The sequence below is a fragment of the Lacinutrix sp. MEBiC02404 genome, assembly GCF_053601575.1.
This window is the reverse complement of record NZ_JBSHNV010000110.1, coordinates 1-20,778: the sequence shown is the minus strand read 5'-3', so window position 1 is coordinate 20,778 and position 20,778 is coordinate 1. Positions and strand designations below refer to the sequence as shown.

General features: G+C 33.5%; 15 protein-coding genes, 2 tRNA genes and 1 rRNA gene. 6 read left to right on the top strand and 12 right to left on the bottom strand.

Annotated elements, in window-relative coordinates; genetic code table 11:
- Positions 1–144 precede the first annotated feature (144 nt).
- Positions 145–1,824: a gliding motility lipoprotein GldJ gene (gene gldJ / locus ACVCXO_RS01775; protein ID WP_452227886.1), complete on the top strand. Its 1,680-nt coding sequence runs from the start codon at positions 145–147 to the stop codon at positions 1,822–1,824.
- Positions 1,825–1,979: 155 nt separating this feature from the next.
- A complete protein-coding gene (locus ACVCXO_RS01770; RefSeq protein ID WP_452227885.1) occupies positions 1,980–3,257 on the top strand; it encodes a UDP-N-acetylmuramoyl-tripeptide--D-alanyl-D-alanine ligase in 1,278 nt (425 codons plus the stop codon).
- Positions 3,258–3,458: 201 nt separating this feature from the next.
- On the opposite strand, the gene ACVCXO_RS01765 is transcribed toward ACVCXO_RS01770, so the two are convergent.
- From ACVCXO_RS01765 to ACVCXO_RS01720, 10 genes are all read right to left on the bottom strand, one after another.
- A tRNA-Val gene (locus ACVCXO_RS01765) sits at positions 3,459–3,533 on the bottom strand.
- 467 nt (positions 3,534–4,000) lie between these two features.
- Positions 4,001–4,075: transfer RNA gene (locus tag ACVCXO_RS01760), tRNA-Val, on the bottom strand.
- A 120-nt stretch (positions 4,076–4,195) separates the two neighbouring features.
- Complete coding sequence (locus ACVCXO_RS01755; protein WP_452227884.1) at positions 4,196–5,413, bottom strand: bifunctional folylpolyglutamate synthase/dihydrofolate synthase; 1,218 nt, start codon at positions 5,411–5,413, stop codon at positions 4,196–4,198.
- 3 nt (positions 5,414–5,416) lie between these two features.
- On the bottom strand, positions 5,417–6,265 hold the full coding sequence (locus tag ACVCXO_RS01750) for an energy transducer TonB (RefSeq protein ID WP_452227883.1): 849 nt from the start codon (positions 6,263–6,265) through the stop codon (positions 5,417–5,419).
- 34 nt (positions 6,266–6,299) lie between these two features.
- Entirely contained in the window at positions 6,300–7,547 is a 1,248-nt protein-coding gene (locus tag ACVCXO_RS01745; protein ID WP_452227882.1) for an energy transducer TonB, read from the bottom strand.
- A gap of 129 nt (positions 7,548–7,676) precedes the next feature.
- Complete coding sequence (locus tag ACVCXO_RS01740) at positions 7,677–8,069, bottom strand: ExbD/TolR family protein (RefSeq protein ID WP_452227881.1); 393 nt, start codon at positions 8,067–8,069, stop codon at positions 7,677–7,679.
- Between the two features lies 1 nt (position 8,070).
- Positions 8,071–8,772: a MotA/TolQ/ExbB proton channel family protein gene (locus tag ACVCXO_RS01735; RefSeq protein ID WP_452227880.1), complete on the bottom strand. Its 702-nt coding sequence runs from the start codon at positions 8,770–8,772 to the stop codon at positions 8,071–8,073.
- A gap of 53 nt (positions 8,773–8,825) precedes the next feature.
- Positions 8,826–10,220: a sodium:proton antiporter NhaD gene (gene nhaD / locus ACVCXO_RS01730; RefSeq protein ID WP_452227879.1), complete on the bottom strand. Its 1,395-nt coding sequence runs from the start codon at positions 10,218–10,220 to the stop codon at positions 8,826–8,828.
- A gap of 9 nt (positions 10,221–10,229) precedes the next feature.
- Positions 10,230–11,456 (bottom strand): Glu/Leu/Phe/Val dehydrogenase dimerization domain-containing protein, encoded by a 1,227-nt coding sequence (locus tag ACVCXO_RS01725; protein WP_452227878.1) that lies wholly within the window; start codon positions 11,454–11,456, stop codon positions 10,230–10,232.
- A 70-nt stretch (positions 11,457–11,526) separates the two neighbouring features.
- Positions 11,527–12,585, bottom strand: a complete 1,059-nt coding sequence (locus tag ACVCXO_RS01720; RefSeq protein ID WP_452227877.1) for an anhydro-N-acetylmuramic acid kinase — start codon at positions 12,583–12,585, stop codon at positions 11,527–11,529.
- Positions 12,586–12,677: 92 nt separating this feature from the next.
- On the opposite strand from ACVCXO_RS01720, the gene ACVCXO_RS01715 reads away from it, so the two are divergent.
- The 4 genes from ACVCXO_RS01715 (at position 12,678) to ACVCXO_RS01700 (ending at position 17,845) form a co-directional block, all read left to right on the top strand.
- Positions 12,678–13,820, top strand: coding sequence for an acyl-CoA dehydrogenase (locus ACVCXO_RS01715; protein ID WP_452227876.1), 1,143 nt, complete (start codon positions 12,678–12,680; stop codon positions 13,818–13,820).
- Positions 13,821–14,139: 319 nt separating this feature from the next.
- A complete protein-coding gene (locus ACVCXO_RS01710; RefSeq protein ID WP_452227875.1) occupies positions 14,140–15,606 on the top strand; it encodes a formylglycine-generating enzyme family protein in 1,467 nt (488 codons plus the stop codon).
- Positions 15,607–15,617: 11 nt separating this feature from the next.
- Positions 15,618–17,024, top strand: a complete 1,407-nt coding sequence (locus tag ACVCXO_RS01705) for a hypothetical protein (RefSeq protein WP_452227874.1) — start codon at positions 15,618–15,620, stop codon at positions 17,022–17,024.
- A 14-nt stretch (positions 17,025–17,038) separates the two neighbouring features.
- Positions 17,039–17,845 (top strand): T9SS type A sorting domain-containing protein, encoded by an 807-nt coding sequence (locus ACVCXO_RS01700; protein WP_452227873.1) that lies wholly within the window; start codon positions 17,039–17,041, stop codon positions 17,843–17,845.
- Between the two features lie 51 nt (positions 17,846–17,896).
- Here the strand turns inward: ACVCXO_RS01700 and ACVCXO_RS01695 are convergent, their stop codons facing one another.
- Both ACVCXO_RS01695 and rrf read right to left on the bottom strand, forming a co-directional pair.
- Entirely contained in the window at positions 17,897–20,332 is a 2,436-nt protein-coding gene (locus ACVCXO_RS01695) for a helix-turn-helix domain-containing protein (protein WP_452227872.1), read from the bottom strand.
- A gap of 366 nt (positions 20,333–20,698) precedes the next feature.
- Positions 20,699–20,778: ribosomal RNA gene (gene rrf / locus ACVCXO_RS01690) — 5S ribosomal RNA — on the bottom strand; the annotation flags it as partial.

Here is a 20,778-nt window from a genome sequence, read left to right as displayed (position 1 = left end):
GAAATTATTAAAAACATCGTTATAAGGTTTAATAATTAGGGTGAAGTGCAATTTTTTTTAATCAATTTTTACAAATTTTCTTGTAGTATTGGCTTTAATTCTTATATTGCATCACTAAAATAACAAGTAGCTTACTTTAAAAGTATGAACATGAAAAAAGTAGTATTATTATTAATCTTAGCAGTATCTGTAACTGCAGTTAGCTGTAAAAGATCTAGTTCTAAAAATACATCTAGAGCAACAGGTTGGAAAATCAATTCCAAAGAAGGTGGTTTTCAATACAATGAAAAATTTAAAGAGCAAGAAACTGCTCCTGGATTAGTATTTGTTGAAGGAGGAACATTCACAATGGGTAAAGTTCAAGATGATGTTATGCATGATTGGAACAACACGCCTAACCAACAACACATTCAATCTTTTTACATGGATGAATCTGAGGTTACAAATTTTATGTATTCTCAATACTTATACTGGTTAAAATCCACGTATCCTCCATCGGAAGAAAACTTTAAAGACATTTACAATGGTGCAGCTCCAGACACTTTAGTATGGAGAAACCGTTTAGGTTACAATGAAGTTATGACAAACAATTACTTACGCCATCCTGCGTATGCAGAATATCCTGTAGTTGGTGTTAGTTGGATTCAAGCAGTTGAATTTGCTAATTGGAGATCAGACAGATATAATGAGTTAAATCTAGAACAAGCTGGTTGGATAACAAGAGATGCTAAACTAACAGCAACTGCGGATGCAAACTTTAACACAGATACGTATATAAATGCACCAACACAAACGTATGGTGGTAATGATAGTATTATTAATCCTGAAAGATCAAGACGTCGTGTGCAAACTACTGCATCAGGAGATACTATTAATAAATATGCAACAAGAGAAACTGGTGTAATTTCACCAATGTATAGACTACCTACGGAAGCGGAATGGGAGTATGCAGCTTTAGGAATGTCTGATTTAAGAAGTTACAACACATATAGAGGTAGAAAAAAATACCCTTGGGCTGGACAATACACACGAACAGGAAAACGTAAAGTTCGTGGTGACCAAATGGCTAACTTTAAACAAGGTAAAGGGGATTATGGTGGAATTGCTGGATGGAGTGATGACGGAGCAGATATAACAAAACAAGTAATGTCTTTTCAAGCAAATGACTACGGTTTATATGATATGGCTGGAAACGTTGCAGAATGGGTTGCGGATGTTTATAGACCTATTGTAGATGATGAGTTTAATGACTTTAACTACTATAGAGGAAATGTGTATACTAAAAATGCTATTAATGACGACGGAACTGTAAAAATTGTTACTGTTGATGACATAGTATACGATACTTTATCTAACGGAAAAATTGTAGCAAGAAACCTCCCTGGTGAAATTGCACAAGTTGGTGTTGATGAAAACGAGACTTACTTAAGAACCAACTTTGACAGAAGTGATAACCGTAACTTTAGAGATGGAGATAAACGTTCTTCTAGACAGTATGGAGATTCTTTTGACGAAGAAGAAGGTGGAGAAGGCGACCATGATGCAGTAACAAGAAAAATGTATAACTCACCAAAACATAGTGTAGAAACAGATTCTACAGGAGCTATGATTCGTGAGTATGACCAATCAAGCAAACGTACTTCTTTAATTAATGATGAAGTAAGAGTTTACAAAGGTGGTTCTTGGAAAGACAGAGAGTACTGGTTAGATCCAGCACAAAGACGTTATTTCCCTCAAGATATGGCAACAGATTATATTGGATTTAGATGTGCAATGTCTCGTGTAGGTTCAAAATCTAAAGGAACAAACAAAACAAAGAATTAATAATTCTTTTATAAAAATAAAAAAAGTCCTGACAATAGTCAGGACTTTTTTTTATACATTTATTTTATAAAACGAGCATATTAAGAACACTATCACCTGCGTGAATAATGAATAGCGAACAGCATGTGACAGTTAAAATATAATAAATAAAACATATGAAAATAGGGCAATTACACCAACTGTTTTTACAATGTAATACCGTGAGTACAGACACAAGAAAAATAGAAACCAACACCATGTTTTTCGCTCTAAAAGGCGACAACTTTAATGGGAATACCTTTACGGAACAAGCACTAAAAAATGGTGCTAAATATGTTGTAGTTGATGAAGCAGAATATCTTATTAATAAACAGACCATACTTGTTGACAACGTTTTAAAAACGCTACAAGCATTAGCCAGTTATCACCGAAACTATTTAAAAGTAAAAATCATTGCACTAACAGGTAGCAATGGCAAAACAACAACCAAAGAATTAATAAACGCTGCACTATCTCAAAAACATAAAACAGTAGCCACGGTAGGTAATTTAAACAACCATATTGGCGTTCCTTTAACCTTATTATCCATGAATACCAATACAGAAATAGGTATTGTAGAAATGGGTGCAAATCATTTAAATGAAATTGAATTACTATGTAATATAGCCCAACCAGATTATGGTTACATTACAAACTTTGGCAAAGCACATTTAGAAGGTTTTGGCAGCATGGAAGGCGTTATTAAAGGAAAAACAGAACTATACAATTATTTAATAAAAAACAAGAAACCTATTTTTTTTAATGCGGATGATGCCATTCAAACTGAAAAACTAAGCAGTTATATTACAAAGTACGGTTTTTCACAAACGAACAAAGAATACTACCAGATAGAAATGGTAGAAGCAAATCCTTTTGTAAAACTAAAAGCGGAAGATCAAATCATCACCTCTAACTTAATAGGCGCATATAACTTCACGAATCTTTGCGCGGCAACTACTATTGCAAAACACTTTGATGTTCCCTTAAAAGACATAAAAACAGGGATTGAAAGTTATACCCCACAGAACAACAGGTCGCAAATAATAACTATAGAAAACAACAACGTAATTTTAGATGCTTACAACGCAAACCCTTCAAGTATGCAAGTAGCACTAGTTAATTTTTCTAATTTAAAAGAGCGAAATAAAATCGTTATTTTGGGAGATATGTTTGAATTGGGAAGCGAAGCAGAAAAAGAGCATCAAAATATAGCGCAACTAGCAATTGATTTAAGCTTGGACAAAATATATTTAATAGGTGAAAATTTCTTTAAAACGGAAACGCCTTCCGATAAAGTAAAGAAGTATAAGTCCTTTGAAACTTTTAAAAATAACTTTGAGAAACCTAAGAACGCAACACTTTTAATAAAAGGATCTCGAGGTATGGCTTTAGAACGAACTTTGGATTTGATGTAACCATATTACCAACTTTAAAACGGATTTATAAATAAAAAAGCTTCTCCCAAAAGAGAAGCTTTTTTATTTATGCTCTACATGAGATTAGAGATCCCTAATCGAAACCTATTTAGTAAGTAAAGCAGGAATGAAAACGCCCTTCATTCTTGTTTTTTATAAACAAAAAATCCCGATACAAAAGTATCAGGATTTTTTTTGATGTGGGCGACAAGGGATTCGAACCCCTGACCCCTTGGGTGTAAACCAAGTGCTCTGAACCAACTGAGCTAGTCGCCCGATTTATTTTTTTAAGGTTTCGGAAAACCTATACTCTAAACTACTTTTGTCTCGAGTCCCGTTTAACAGGACTGCAAATATACACCTGTTTTTGGATTCTCAAAAACTTTTCACAACAACATTACTACTTTATTTAAAAAAAAGAAAGACTATGTAATGGGTAAAAATATCTTTACAAAAGAAACTACATGTAAATACAAGTATTTCAAATATTTAGGAACTAATTTCTCAAAACTTAAAGGCGAAAGCTTATTACTTAATAAATGTCAAGGCTTAGATTACTAAGAGGTTTTGGATGCCTTGTACATTACCTATTTTAAATTCTTTAAATCTAAAGTATACTAAAGTAAATTGGCAATATTACTTTGCTTTACTGTCTCTTTATTCTATAGAAAAATAGGATCAAAACAGAATCTTTTTAAAAACAAAAAATCCCCATACAAAAATATGAGGATTTTTAATTTCTGTGGGCGACAAGGGATTCGAACCCCTGACCCCTTGGGTGTAAACCAAGTGCTCTGAACCAACTGAGCTAGTCGCCCGAAATATTTTTTTAAGGTTTCGGTAACCTTATCTTTAATCATTTTGAATAAAGCCCTATTCTTTGGGACTGCAAATATAGATTAGTTTTTGGATTCTCAAAAACTTTTTTAAAGTTTTTTTTAAATTATTTCTGCAACGACAAAAGTACTGCCTCCAACATAAATAACATCTCCTATTTTAGCCGATTTCAACGCTTGTTTATATGCTTCATTTACAGAATTATATGCTTTCCCAACATAGTTTTTTTCTTTAAAGTAAGCCCACAACTCTTCCGCATTTTTTCCGCGAGGAATATTTGGTTTACAAAAATAATAAGTGGCGTTTTTAGGTAAAAGAGCAATTATCGAGTCCAAATCTTTATCATTAACCACTCCAAAAACAATATGAAGCGCATGAAAAGGTTCCTCTTGTAATTGTGTCATGGCATAAATAAGTCCTTCTTTATTATGTGCAGTGTCACAAATAACCTTCGGATCTTCTTGTAAGATTTGCCATCTTCCTTTGAAACCTGTATTTACGACTACCCCTTTTAGTCCTTTTTGTATATTACTTTTTGAAATCTTCCAGTTTTGTTCTTGTAATAGGCGTATTGTTTGCAAAACTGTTTTTATGTTCTTTTCTTGATAGCTTCCTTTTAAGTCACTTTGATAAACTGTAGAAACCAATTGATCGGCATAATATATAGGAGAGGAAACTTTCGATGCTATTCGATTAAAAACAGATTTTATTTCTTCTTGTGTTTCGCCAATAACCACCGGAACATTCTTTTTAATGATACCTCCTTTTTCTTCCGCTATAGCGTGCAAGGTATTACCTAAAAACTGTGTATGATCTAATCCTATATTTGTAATAACAGAAACTTCTGGTGTAATAATATTGGTAGAATCTAAACGACCACCCAAACCAACTTCAATAATTGCGATATCGACCTTTTGCTTTGCAAAATAATCGAAAGCCATACCAACGGTCATTTCAAAAAAGGAAAGGGAATGCGCTTCAAAAAAGGATTTGTTATGCTTTATAAAACTACTTACAAACTGCTCACTAACTTCTTTACCATTAATCTTAATACGCTCTCTAAAATCTTTTAAATGCGGAGAAGTGTACAAACCAACCGTATACCCTGCTTCTTGTAAAATAGCAGCCAACATATGACTTGTAGAACCTTTTCCATTGGTTCCAGCTACATGAATAGTTTTAAATTGATTTTCCGGATTATTTAAATGATTAGCAAGTAAGACTGTATTACTTAAGTCTACTTTATACGCTGCTTTACCCTGCTGTTGATACATTGGGAGTTGAGAGAACATCCAATTTACAGTATCTTGATATGTCATTTTTTATTGCCCTAAATTGAAGTTAACTTTCACAAAACCTACTTGTTTTGCAGGTGCTTTACTATCTGGTCGCCATTTATGAGATAAAGCGATTTTTTTAGCTGGTTCCAGTAAACACGAAGCCGTATTTGTGGTTCCTTTTACTCCTGCTTCTGCTTCTACCACATTACCACTTCTGTTTACCACTATTCTTACAATGACCATTCCAGACTCATTGCAATCTTGTTTAAATACTTCTTTTGAAGGTTTTCCTCTTCCGTTTAAGCCATAACCTACTCCTCCACTTCCAGACCCTGGATTTCCAAAATAACTTGGCGCATACGGATCGCCATTTAATTGTCCTTTATCCCCTGCTTTGTCATCATCACCTTCACTACCTGTTTCACTTCCTTCGGAATTACTAACGCCTCCAATTAAAGCGTCTAGTTTTTTCTTTTTCTCTTCTTGCTCCCTTTTCTCTTTTGCAATTCTATCTGCTTCGGCTTTGGCTTTAGCATCTGCAACCGCCTTTGCTTTTGCTACGGCATCTTTTTGTTTTTGTATAGCAACTGCTTCTTCGGTTTCTTGGGTTAAAACTTCTTCTGTAGCTTCCGTTGCTTTTGTAGGTTCTGCTTTTGTAGGTTCTGTTTCTGGAGGTCTATCGATGTCTAGGTCTTCCGATTTTACCGGTTTTGTAGGTTGTACGTTTCCGCTACCAAAATCTGTAGTTCCAAAATTTACTGCAACACCATATTCTTCTGGAGGATCCATATATTTTGGTCCTACGACAAAGATTAGCAAAAGAATTATTAACGTAACTAACGTTGTAATCTTTGCTGAATCTTTTTCGTGTTTGGTATTAAAGTATTTCATTTAAATTTTATTCTTGCATTACGAAGAAAACAAGTTATTCTTTCAATTTAATTCTAATCGGTAATCCATAGGAAACGGTTACTGGACTTCCTTGCTGCATTCCTGGTTTCATTTTAGGAAGCAATCTAGTTACTCGTTTTGCTTCTGCTTCTAATTTGGGATCTGCAGCTCTTGCACCTATACTTACCACATTACCAGAAGTATTAATTTTGAAGGAGATATTAATTTTTTGCACCCCAGTTAAATCTGCTGCTAAATCAGTATCAAAATTATTCATGATAAATTCTTTTATTTTATCACTCATACATTGTTTTCTAGTCGCATTATTTCCTCCTTCGCACCCCGGATAAATAGGAACGTTTTCAATTAAGGCAAATGATGTTTCTCCGCCTCCAGCATTTGCTTTGGCTTTAGCTGCTGCAGCCGCTGCTGCTTTTGCTTCTCCTGCGGCTTTAGCATCTGCTGCCGCTTTTGCTTCACCTGCTGCTTTGGCGTCTGCTCTTGCTTTAGCTTCGGCATCCGATTTAGCTTTTGCTGCTGCTGCTTTTGCATCTGATTCTGCCTTTGCTTTTGCCGCCGCTGCTTTTGCATCTGCTGCTACTTTTGCCTTCGCTTTTGCATCTGCTACGGCTTTTTGTTTCGCTTCGTTTTCTTTTTTTAATTTCTCTGCCGCATCTGCTTTTGCTTTAGATGCTGCTGCTGCTTTATCTTTTGCATCTTTAGCATCCCTTGCATCTTTTACTTCTTTGGCTATTTTTTCTGCTTTGGTTTTAGCATCGGCTACTGCTTTTTGCTTTGCTTCCTTTTCGGTTTTTAAACGCGCTGCCTCTTCGGCTTCTTCTTTTAGTATCTTTTCGGCTTCTGCTGCTTCTTTTTTAGCTTCTTCAATTTCCTTAAGTGCTTTTGTTGCTGCAGCTTTTTCTTCTTTTAGTTGCTCTTCTTTTAGCTTCTCTTCATTAATTCTTTCTTCCTCTGCTTTCGCTTCTTCTATGGCCTTAGCAGCCTCGATTGCTTCTTCGTCTATTACTTCTTCGTCTATTACTTCTTCTTCCGTTTTACTTTCGGCAGGTTCTTCAGTAGCTTTATCTTCTACTACCGGTTTATTAGGTTGCACATTTCCTCCAACTGGTGCAGCACTACCAAAGTTAATTGCTACGCCAAATTCTTCCGGTTCTTCTTGATATTCTTGACCAACAACAAAAAGCAACAAAATAAAAATCAACATTATTAATGTTGTTATTTTTGCTGCATTCTTCTCATGTTTGGTTGTGAAATATTTCATTATGCTTTGGTTATTGAATGTGTATTCAAAACGTAACTTCTTCCTTAAAGAAGTGTTATTTTACCTTTCCTTATTCTGCTAATAAAAGCTAAAGACACCTTTTCTAAAAAAAGAAAAGGTGTTTTGTAACTACTGAGACTTTACTGCTAAAGTAGATTTTATTTTATTTCTATTCGCAATGTCCATTATAAACACTACGTGTTTCATTTCTACATCTTGATCGGAACGAATTGTAATTGTTGGTGTGTCTGTGCTACCAACTTTTGCTATTACTTCTGCTTCTAAATTTTCTTTAGATACTTTTTTCATATCTACATAATAGTTCACGTCTTTATCTACGCTTACAGATACATTTTTTGTTTGCGTTGTTTTGCTTGAAGATTTAGGTAATAGTAAATCTATAGCTTCCGCGGAAACAAGTGTAGATGCAATCATAAAAAAGATAAGCAACAGAAATACGATGTCTGTCATAGACGACATGTTAAACTCTGGTGTTACTTTATTTCTTCCTCTTAAATTCATATTAAGTTGGCTCGTTTAAGTGATCTAAAAATTCTAAAGAGTTGGCTTCCATTTGATACACAACTTTATCTGTTTTCACTACTAAATGGTTGTAGGAAACATACGCGATAATACCAACAATAAGGCCTCCAACTGTTGTTGTCATAGCTGTATATAAACCATCGGCAAGTGTTTTAATATCAATGGATCCTCCAGAATTTGCGATTTCGAATATAGAAAGTATCATTCCTATTACGGTACCTAGAAAACCAATCATTGGTGCAGCTCCTGAAATGGTTGCCAATACACTAACGTTTTTTTCTAATCCGTAAATTTCTAATCTTCCTGCATTTTCAATAGCGGTATTAATATCTTCTAATGGTTTACCAATTCTACTAATTCCTTTTCCTATTAGTCTAGAAACTGGTGAATTTTGCTGTGCACACAACATTTGTGCTGCATCTACTTTACCATTAGAAACGTGGTCTTTTATTTGATTCATAAAATTCGCATCTACTTGTGATGCTGCTTTAATAGCAAATAATCTTTCAAAATAAATATAGATAGCAACTATAAGTAGTACAAATAGTAAAGCCATAATTATCATTCCTGCCGTACCTCCACTGGATATTAGTTCTATTATGGAAAGTGTTTTTTTAGCAGATTCTCCATCCGCTAATAATTCTGCACCTTCTTGTGCATCTTGCATTATTGTATTTAACATAAAAAATTGTTTTGACTAATGTATTAACGTTGATATTTTTACTTAAGTATATTTTAAAATAAAGTTCTTGTAACCATAAATGCTGCTGAACCAACAAGAAAACCAATTAAGGCTAACCATGATATTTTTTTAACATACCAAAAGAAATCTATTTTTTCCATTCCCATTGCAACAACTCCTGCAGCAGAACCAATAATCAACATACTTCCTCCTGTTCCTGCAGAATATGCAATAAAGTGCCAAAGTTCATTATCGATAGGTTCTGAGAACATACCTAAACTTGCTGCTACTAATGGAACGTTATCTATCACTGCAGATCCAACTCCTAATAACAATACTACTAAATCGGAAACTCCGCCATGGTGTAATTCGGTACCAAGCATTGGCATCGTGTCTTGCAAAGTTGTCGCAAAACCAAACAGAATTCCTAAAGATTCTAAAGCTGCAACAGCCATTAAAATTCCTAAAAAGAATAAAATACTTGGCATTTCTATTTTAGAAAGAGAATGATGAACTGGACTATGATGTGCATGTGCATCACTTTCTGCAGAGTCTGGGCTAGAGATACTAAATTTAGAATTACTATATATTTCTGCGAAAATTGCAACAATACCTAAAGCTAACATCATACCAACATAAGGAGGTAAATGCGTTACTGTTTTAAAAATTGGCACAGAAACAATTCCTGCTAAACCTAGATATAACATCGTTGCGCTATATTTACTTTTAGGTTTATCACTATCTTCTTCTACCGTTTCTAAATTTCCTTTAAACGCGGGTAAAAAGGAAGCAATAAACGTAGGAACAAGCATACATAATAAAGAAGGAATAAATAAGTAACCAATTAAATGTCCTGTAGTTACTTTTTTACCAATCCAAAGCATAGTTGTTGTAACGTCACCAATTGGAGACCAAGCACCACCAGCATTTGCTGCGATGATAATTAAACCTGCGTACCAGATACGTACATCTCTATCTTTTACTATTTTTTGAAGAATAGAAATTAAAACTATTGTTGCTGTTAAGTTGTCTATAATTGCGGAAAGCACAAAAGCAAGAAAAGAAAAAATCCATAAGATTTTAGATTTCTTTTTTGTTTTAATAAAGTTTTTAATCGTAGAGAAACCATCAAAATAATCTATAATTTCAACGATAGTCATTGCTCCTAAAAGGAATACTAGAATCTCAGCTGTTTTACCTAAATGATGCAACAACGTCTCTTCCATCATGTGCATTTTTTCTTCATGCCCAAGCAATCCAAAATTATCCATTAAATTGTGTTTGGCAGAATCGAACCACTGCGGAAAACTATCAATTCCCAAAGCAATTAAAGCCCAACAAATAGCCATCATGACTAAAGCCGGAATTAGCTTATCAATTTTAATGCTATGCTCTAAAGTAATAGCTAAATAGCCTAATACAAATACTAAAATAATTACTGTTTCCATAAAATTGTGTTATATAAGTTGGCTTAATGCAATTTCGAAAGCCGTTGCACTAATCCCTGTTTTTGATTGGTTTTTGTTATGTACGTTTTCAATTGCTTTTTTTATAATTTCTGAAGTATCATTAAAAATAGCTTCGTCTGTCATTTGTACTTTACGTTCCATAAAGTATGCAAAAACTCTTGCCATACCACAGTTTGAAATAAAATCTGGTATAAGACTTACGCGATTATCGGTATGTTCCATAATAGAACCAAAAAAGATTTCTTTATCTGCAAATGGTACATTAGCACCACAAGAAATAACTTCTAATCCTGTATCAATCATTTGATCAATTTGATCTTGCGTAATTAATCTAGAAGCTGCACAAGGTGCAAATATATGTGTTTCTAGGGACCAAATTTTAGCATTAATTTCATCAAAAGGAATAATATTATCTGCAACTAGCGTGTTTCCATCTTTATTTAAAAACAGCGCTGTAATTTCTTCAAAAGAAAAACCTTCTTCCTTTATTAAACCACCATCACGATCTATTATACCAACAACTTTGGCTCCCATTTGCGACAGGTAAAAAGCTGCTGCAGAACCTACATTACCAAAACCTTGAACTATTGCTTTTTTACCAACAACAGACCCTCCATAAATAGCGTAATATTGTTTTACGGCTTCCGCAACACCAAAACCTGTAATCATATCTGCTACCGTATATTTTCTGGTTACACTAGGAGAGAAGTTTGGATTTTCTATAACCTTAATTACACCTTGACGTAACTGTCCGATTCGATTAATTTTATCGGCTTCGGTAGGTTTAAAGTGTCCATTAAACACACCTTCTTGCGGATGCCAAACACCACTTTGTTCGGTAATAGGAATTACTTCATGTATTTCATCTACATTTAAATCTCCTCCTGTACCATAATAACTTTTTAGTAAAGGGGAAACCACTTTATACCAACGCTCTAAAACGCCTTTTTTTCTTGGGTCGTTTGGATCGAAATTAATACCTGATTTTGCACCACCAATTGCTGGTCCAGAAACAGTAAATTTCACTTCCATAGTTTTGGCTAGTGACAAAACCTCATTCATATCTAGCCCTTTACGCATTCTAGTTCCTCCACCAGCTGCGCCACCACGAAGTGAGTTTATAACGGTCCAACCCTCTGCATCTGTTTCTGCATCTTTCCAATTAAATATAATTTCGGGTTCTTTATTTTCGTACTTAGTAAGTAAATCTTTCATTAATATGGTTCGTTGTTTGTTAAACAAATATAAAAAACAAAAAGTGCTTTATTATAAATTTATACTATTTTTACGGAAGATAAATTTTTCCGCTACTGTGATCTTGTCTCGCTCCTGTTACACTTGCTAAACAATTTACTTCATCCCGCATTTTCAACACCCCTAAAAAGCCAAAAATTAGTGCTTCTTTAAACTCTATTAATTCTTTAGAAGGTATAATGAGATTTAATTCTTTTCTAAAATTAATTCTAGAGATAAGGTAATCATTATAAGCGCCACCACCTGTTACTAAAACTTTGGTTCCGATTTTAAAATTCGTTGCTATTTGACTCGCAATATGTTCTGTACATGTGTGAAGTAAATCTGCTTCTTTATAAATTGAAGCTTCTAATTTTGGGAAAATTTCAGTTTCCACCCATTCTAGTCCTAATGATTTTGGCGGACGCTGATTATAGTACGATAAATTTCGTAATTCGTTTTCTAAATCCATTAAAAAGGCTCCCGATTTTGCAATTTCGCCTTTATCATCATAAGGTAAACCTAGCTTATTTGCGTATTTATTTAATACAATATTTGCCGGACAAATATCATAAGCGATCCGTTTTTGGTTTTCGGAATAGGAAACATTTGCAAAACCACCTAAGTTTAAACAATAGTCATATTCTGAAAACAACAATTGGTCGCCAATTGGCACTAATGGAGCACCTTGACCACCAAGAGCTACATCTTGCACTCTAAAATCGCAAACTACTTTAGTATTCGTTAAAGTGGCTAATTCTTTTAAATTTCCTATTTGATAGGTTAAACCTTTTTCTGGTTGATGCAATGCAGTATGCCCATGAGAGCAAATAGCATCTATCTCTTGAATATTATTTTCTACAATAAAAGCATTAATTATTTGTGCTACATGTGCCGTATAATTAATGTCAATTTGTTTTAGTTCTTCCAAAGAATTAGATACTAAATGTTTAAGAATATGTAACCATTCTTCCGAATAACTAATGGTATTACAGCATTCTATTTTAAACTTCCAAGTGGTTTCCAAATTAAAAGTGATGTAGGCTAAATCTATTCCATCTAAAGATGTTCCAGACATAACTCCTACCATTTTATATTCCTTCTTTGTCATATTATGTAAAAATAGTAATCTCTATTGAAAATATGCTATTAAAAACTTATATTTGTACTCATTTTTTATCATAAAAACATTTAAATAGAACTATGGATTTTAGCCTAACAGAAGAACATATCATGATTCGCGATGCCGCTCGCGATTTTGCACAAACCGAATTACTTCCAGGAGTTATAGAACGTGATAATGCACAAACTTTCCCGCAAGAATTAGTTAGAAAAATGGGAGATCTTGGTTTTATGGGTATTATGGTAGATCCTAAATATGGAGGAAGTGGAATGGATGCCATTTCATATGTATTAATTATGGAAGAACTTTCTAAAATTGATGCCTCTGCTTCTGTAATGGTTTCTGTAAACAACTCTTTAGTTTGCTATGGTTTAGAAGCTTATGCAAATGAAGAACAAAAACAAAAATACTTAACAAAACTTGCTACTGGAGAAGAAATTGGTGCTTTTTGTTTAAGTGAACCAGAAGCTGGTAGTGATGCCACTTCACAAAAAACGACTGCTATAGATAAAGGAGATCATTATTTAATTAACGGTACAAAGAACTGGATTACTAATGGTGGACGTGCAGGAGTTTATATAGTAATTGCCCAAACAGATAACCACAAAGGTTCGCATGGAATTAATGCTTTTATTCTTGAAAAAGGAATGCCTGGTTTTGATATTGGACCAAAAGAAGATAAATTAGGAATTCGAGGAAGTGATACACATACGTTACAATTTAATGATGTAAAAGTGCCTAAAGAAAATAGAATTGGCGAAGATGGATCTGGATTTTTGTTTGCTATGAAAACCTTATCTGGTGGAAGAATTGGAATTGCAGCGCAAGCTTTAGGAATTGCTACTGGTGCCTATGAATTAGCTTTAAAATATTCTAAAGAACGTAAAGCTTTTGGTACCGAAATTTGTAACCATCAAGCTATTGCTTTCAAATTAGCAGATATGTATACCGAAATTGAAGCGGCACGTATGTTAGTAATGAAAGCTGCTTGGGATAAAGACCAAGGAAACAATTACGACATGTCTAGTGCAATGGCAAAATTATATGCTTCTCAAGTTGCTATGACACATACAGTAGAAGCGGTTCAAATTCATGGTGGAAATGGTTTTGTAAAAGAATATCATGTAGAACGTTTAATGCGTGATGCAAAAATAACTCAGATTTATGAAGGTACTTCTGAAATTCAAAAAATTGTAATTTCTAGAGGTTTGATTAAAGGATAATCATTTATATACCTATCTAAATAATAGAACATTAAATAATATAAAACAGCCTTACAAATTAAATTTGTAAGGCTGTTTTTATGTTTAAAAAAGTAAAATAGAACCATATATACAAAATTGAATACCAGTTATACAATTATAAAACTATTTCCTAAAGGATTCCCATACCTTTAAAATACTGTTAATCAGTATCTAAAAAACACTCCCCCTATTTACTTAATAAAGTAACATTTATTAGACTTCCAAAATTAATTATGTTAACCTTTCTTTTAGAAGGCTATTAAATATTATATAAAACTATTAATCAAACATTAAAATCATGAAAAAAATTATCTTTTTATTTGCATTTGCATCCTTTCTACAAGTAAAAGCTAATAACATCCAAGTGAATAATATTTCACTTGAAAATTTAAATCAAGTATCCAACTGGGTAAATATTGAGTTTGACCTTTTTTGGGAAAACTCATGGAGAATTAGCTCTGGACCATCCAATTGGGATGCAGCTTGGGTATTTATAAAATACAGAGTGAATAATGGTACATGGATACACGGCTCAATAAGTCAATCCAATTCGACAGCTGCCACAGGTGCCACAATGGAAGTTACCTCGGATGGCATTGGAGCATTAATTTACAGAAATGCAGATGGAAGCGGAAATGTAAACTTCCTAGATAACCAAATTCGTTGGGATTTCGGTTCTACAGACACTAATGATATTATCGACATACAAGTATTTGCTGTAGAAATGGTATATGTGCCTGAGGGCTCTTTTTATGTAGGTGGAACTACTGGAAGTGAAGTTAATAAGTTTCATTCAGGCGGTTCTTCTACTTCAACGTCCTATAGAATTACTTCTGAAGCCGCTTTAACTATTGCAAATACTTCTGGAAATTTATATTACACAGCTACTAATGCAAGAGGAGGAGATCAAACTGGAACTTTATCTGCTTCCTATCCTAAAGGGTTTAATGCATTTTATGCAATGAAATATGAAACTACAGAATCGCAATGGTTGGGTTTCTTTAACAGTTTAACGGAAACTCAAAAAACGAATAGAGATATTACAGATACAGCTCACAAAAATAGTGATGCCGTTGTAAATAGGAATACCATTTCATGGACAGGTGGTTCTGCTAGTGCAACTACTACAGCTCCAGATAGACCGGTATCCTTTGTAAATGTTGCAGATATAAATGCATATATGGATTGGACAGGCTTACGTCCTTTATCCGAATTAGAATACGAAAAAGCATGCAGAGGTCCTATCTTACCCAAACCAGGTGAATTTGCTTGGGGAAGTTCCAATATAGCAAGTAATGATTATACTATTGTGAATTCCGGATTTTCAAGTGAACGTGTTACTAACCCAGAAACAAACTCTGGTAATGCTATGTACAGCCTTACGGATGGAACTATAAATGGACCATTAAGAAATGGGATTTTCGCAGCAAGTGCAGTAAACAATAACAGAGAAGAAACAGGTGGAAGTTATTATGGAATAATGGAACTATCTGGTAACCTATATGAAAGATGCGTAACTGTAGGTACTGCGCAAGGAAGAAGTTTTACTGGTTTACATGGAAATGGTATTATTGGTAGTACTAGTGGTAATGGAACCGTTTCTAACTGGCCTAACAGCACTACAGGAGATGGTTATAGTTTTCGTGGTGGTAGTTGGTTAAATGGTGCTGAATATATAAGAATTTCAGATAGATATGATGGAGCTTCTGTAATTTCAGGAGGAAATAATCGTCTTGGGTTTAGAGGAGCAAGAACAGCACCTTAATATATAGAAAGATGAAAAAAATATTTTTAATCTTATCTTTTATAGTATTTCAATGCACACAGATATTTGCTCAGTATAATGGTGGTAATGGCGATGGTCATGATAGTGAAACAAATTTAAATACTACACTGACTAATATTTCGCTTGCAGTATTATATGAAGGTTCAAACGGAGATGGCTATGGCAGTAAAATATTATTAAGCACAACGCTAGAGAATATTGTACTAACCGCATTATATGAAGGTAGTAATGGTGATGGTTTTGATAATGCTATTTTAGTGAGTACTACATTAGAAAACGTTTCGCTTACTGTTCTTTATGAAGGTAGTAATGGTGATGGATTTGACAAGGAAACATTACTTAATACAACATTAGAAAACATTTCGCTTACTGCTCTTTATGAAGGTAGTAATGGTGATGGATTTGACAAGGAAACATTACTTAATACAACATTAGAAAATATTTCGCTTACGGCTCTTTATGAAGGTAGCAATGGTGATGGATTTGACCAGGAAACATTACTAAACACAACACTCAATAATTTATCACTTGTAGTACTTTATAATGGTGGTAATGGCGATGGATTTGATGTAGCTCAAGAACTTGTTTATCTAGATCCTAATCAAATAGTTGATTTAAGATTAAATATAAAGTTATTTCTTCAAGGTCCTTTAATTAATCCATCAAATGCTAGTTTAATGAATGATGACTTACGTGTAAATGGGTTTATTCCACTTATGAGTCCCTATCCTGATATGAAGTTAGTAAATAATCCCTCTGTTTTAAACAATGGAGGTGCATCAGGTATTGGATTATCTAACGACGATATTGTAGATTGGGTTTGGATTGAAATTCGAAGCGATATGGATAACACTTTTATTGTAGATGATAAATCTGCTTTATTACAACGTGATGGAGATGTTGTAGATATAGATGGCTTATCCAATATATATTTAGAAGGATACAATGATCCTTATTATATAGTAGTGAGACATAGAAACCATTTAAGCGTAATGACAGAAAATCCAATTGCTTTGTCGGTATCCCCAACTTTTATAGATTTTACGAATAGTGCTACAGTAACCTTTGGTAATAATGCGCAAATTTCATTATTGTCTGGTGCTAATGCCCTTTGGGCTGGTAATGTAAATGGAGATAGTCTTATTCAATATTCTGGAACAACCCCAGACGCACCAAGTATTTTATCTGAAGTGCTCAATGATCCAGGAAATGTGTTAAACTTTCCAACTTTTTTAGCTACTGGTTATAATGTTCATGATGTAGATATGAATGGAAATATACAGTATACTGGAACAACTCCAGATACTCCTTTCATTTTACAAAATGTATTAGCCCACCCTGAAAATGTATTTAATTTTAGTACTTATCAAATTAAAGAACAATTACCAGAAAATTAAACTTAAAAAATATTATGAAAATATATATATTATTATTTCTCTTTTACTTATTAACGCCAACAATTCATGCACAAGATGGTTACACCTATACATTAGTAGATAATGGTAGTTATAACTATACTATTTCTGCAAGGCCAAATATTAGCGCTTCAGATTTTGCAACATTAGTACAAAGTTATGGATTTACAATTATTCTAACAGATGGAATAACTGCTTCTATAACTTCTTCTTTGGGTAATGGAGCTAATGCCACTTATTTTGATGGTAATAATGTATCACAACCTTCCATAGATGGATATTTAATTACAGAAACTTTAGGTAGTCTTATTGCATTACCGGCTCCTTCAAGCGGATTAGAAACACCAATGGTTAGCATTCAAGTAAATGGAGCACCAACAAATGGATCTATTAGTCTTTTAGCGAATGATTCTGTTTTAGCTACGACTGTAACTCCTTTAGTAAGTTTCATGCAAGCGGACATGATTGATGATTCTATGTTTCTTTTTACAAATGTAGTAGATCCAAATGCTTCCGCTTTATCTGGAACAAGTTCTTATAATTTTGATACTCTAGACATTGAAGATAATGAAATGAGCACGTTTTCCATGCATCCTAACCCAGCAACTAGTATTGTGAAAATTGAGGTGCCAGAAAATTTTATTAATTACAAAATAGAAATACATGATACTTTAGGTAAACAAATTTCAATGTCTGTAACTCCAGAAAACACGTTTAATGTGAGTAAACTATCTACAGGGATGTATCTTGTAAGTATAAAAACCGAAGGAAATAAAATCACCAAAAAATTAATAGTTAAATAACTACATATATGTATATAAAATAAAAGCTTTAAAATTTATTTTTTGAAGCTTTTATTTTTTTAAATCACCTAACACCAATCGTATTTCTCCATACGTGTACTTATCGTCTATTTGATGTTTTAATTCTGAAATATTTTCAAACTTCTGTTTTGGAATAATTTTCTTCAGCTCTTTATAATGCTTTTCAGAAATTAAATCCAAAATTTTTACTTCACCGGAATCTAAAAAACTAGCTAAATGACCTGCAATCGTATTTACGTTTAAATCTCGTTCCATAGCAATTTGTTCTATCGCTTTTCCCGATTTAAATAGTTCTAACGAGGTTCTTTTGGTATCTCCTTTTTGTCGTTTTGCTGTTGGAGCTTCAAAAATCTCAGCATCTTTAGAAGTTTCTATATCATTTTCATCGCAATAGTCACGAATGACTTTTAAAATTTGGCTTCCATATTTTTCCACACGTGTTTTACCAAAACCATTTACTTGTAGTAATTCGGTTTTATTGGTTGGTAAAGTTTCACACATTTCATATAAAGACTTCTGATTGAAAACTTGATAGTGAATTAATTCCTTTTCACTAGCAATCGTGTTTCGTAACTCACGAAGCAATTCAAACAGTTCCACATTAGTCGTTCCATCTATAACCGCTTTTCTAGGTTTCTTTGGTGCCTCTTTAGCTAAGAAAACAGATTTAGCTCGTAATTCTAGAAATGGCTTTACCTGAAAACCTTCCGCTAAACCAGTAAAATATAATTGTTTTGTAGCTAATAATTCTTCAAATAAATCTAAAGCTTTGGTAAAGTCGTTTTCTACCGCCTTATTATCTGTAGCAAAACCAAACGTTTTATAAGGTTCAATAATCTTAGTGCTTACTTGTATTTTGTAATAGGCTAAAGCCTTTACAAAACGTGTTTGAATTTCTTTACTCGATTCTGGAATTTGCGTAACTTCAGAAAGTTCTCTAAGCTGTGCTTTAAAACCATTCGCAACTTTAAGTAAATTAGCAACACAGTCTTTGATAGAAACTAAAGGGGCTTCTACATTTCCTTCAATGATTCCTCTGTTTTTATAATATACATCCAAAACACGATTCACAGGATACAGAAATTTATAGAAATCAAAAATTTCGGAAATCAAATGTAACTGAAATTTAGATTTAGATGATTCTAAAATAGTTTCGTCCGGCTGATTTTCTTCTGCTGCTTTATTAAACGAAATCACATTACTATCACTAATAATCTGACTGGAATTAATTTTACTTTTTAAAACCAAGCCTTCCAAACTTTTACAACGACTCAACGCTACATAGGTTTGCCCATGAGCAAATGCACCTTGCGCATCAATAATGGCTTTCTCAAAAGTTAAACCCTGACTTTTATGAATAGTAATGGACCATGCCAAACGCAAAGGCATTTGGGTATATGAGCCAATTTTATTTTCTGTAATCGCCTTGGTTTCTTTATCTACATCGTAATTAATGTTTTCCCAAATCTCTGGAGTAGTGATAATATTAAAATCGTCATCCGGACATTTTACAACCACTTCGTCTTTATCTAGTAAAATAACCTTTCCTATTTTACCATTAAAATAACGCTTTTCTGTAGAGCTGTCATTTTTAATAAACATCACCTGAGCACCAACTTTCAAGATAAGCTCTTCTTTATTAGGATATGAAAATTCAGGAAATTTCCCTTCTACCGATGCATTATAGGTTTCCTTTTTTCCTTTTAATTTCTCCAGTTCTAAATGATTCGTCCGCTCTGCTTTATTATTATGTGTAGTTAATGAAATATAACCTTCCTCTTCGGTAGGTGAAAAATCTGGTTGATACCTTTTATTTAATTCATCTGCCGAAGCTTGCGTTAATGTATTTGTTCTTATCTCATTTAGAATATCAATAAACTTAGGATTATCTTGTCTATAAATATGTTTCAATTCTACCGTAATCGTATTGCTTTGCTGATACGAAAGACTGCTAAAAAAGAACGCATTACTATAAAAAGGTTTTAATAAATGCCATTCGTTATCTTTAACCACTGGAGATAATTGCTGTAAATCACCAATCATTAACAATTGCACACCTCCAAAAACTTGATCTCTATTTCTAAACCTTCTTAGCGTTTTATCGATACCGTCTAATAAATCGGCACGAACCATACTAATTTCATCAATCACTAATAAATCCATTGACTTAATAATATTGATTTTGGTCTTCCCAAATTTTCTATTAAATCCACCAGAACCTTTTAAATCTTCGTTAGGTAAAATAGGTCCGAAAGGCATCTGAAAAAACGAATGAATGGTAACCCCTTTTGCATTAATAGCTGCTACTCCAGTTGGCGCTACAACAACCATTCGCTTTAAAGAATTCCTCTTTAACTTATGCAAAAACGTTGTTTTACCGGTACCTGCTTTTCCTGTTAAAAACACATTTCTGTCCGTGTTATTCACAAAATCCCAAGCTAAATCTAATTCCTTATTTGTTGCCATTATTCCTTTTTCAATACAGATTTTGAAGATAAATAAAATGATTAGTTTTTATGGCGCGTTTTTAAGAAAAATAAAAACCACGCTATCCGCTATATCTTTTTTTAGATGCAGAACTACATTCCGTATCTCACCATTTAGACGACATTATTATTACCTATTTAGGTATAGGTACTAATAAAAAAAGGATGCCGCTGCTATCGTTCGCGCAACTTTGACTCCTTTACTTAGCTAAACCTAAATATAGAATATTTTCTACAAATAAACAATAAAAAAAAATCCTTCGCCGTCACCCTTCTTAGCGAGATTTTTCTATTGATTTTATTGCATAAAAAAATCCTCAACAAATAAATGCTGAGGATTCTCTAAAAAAGGCGACGACCTACTCTTCCACAATGTAGTACCATCGGCGCAAATGGGCTTAACTTCTCTGTTCGGAATGGTAAGAG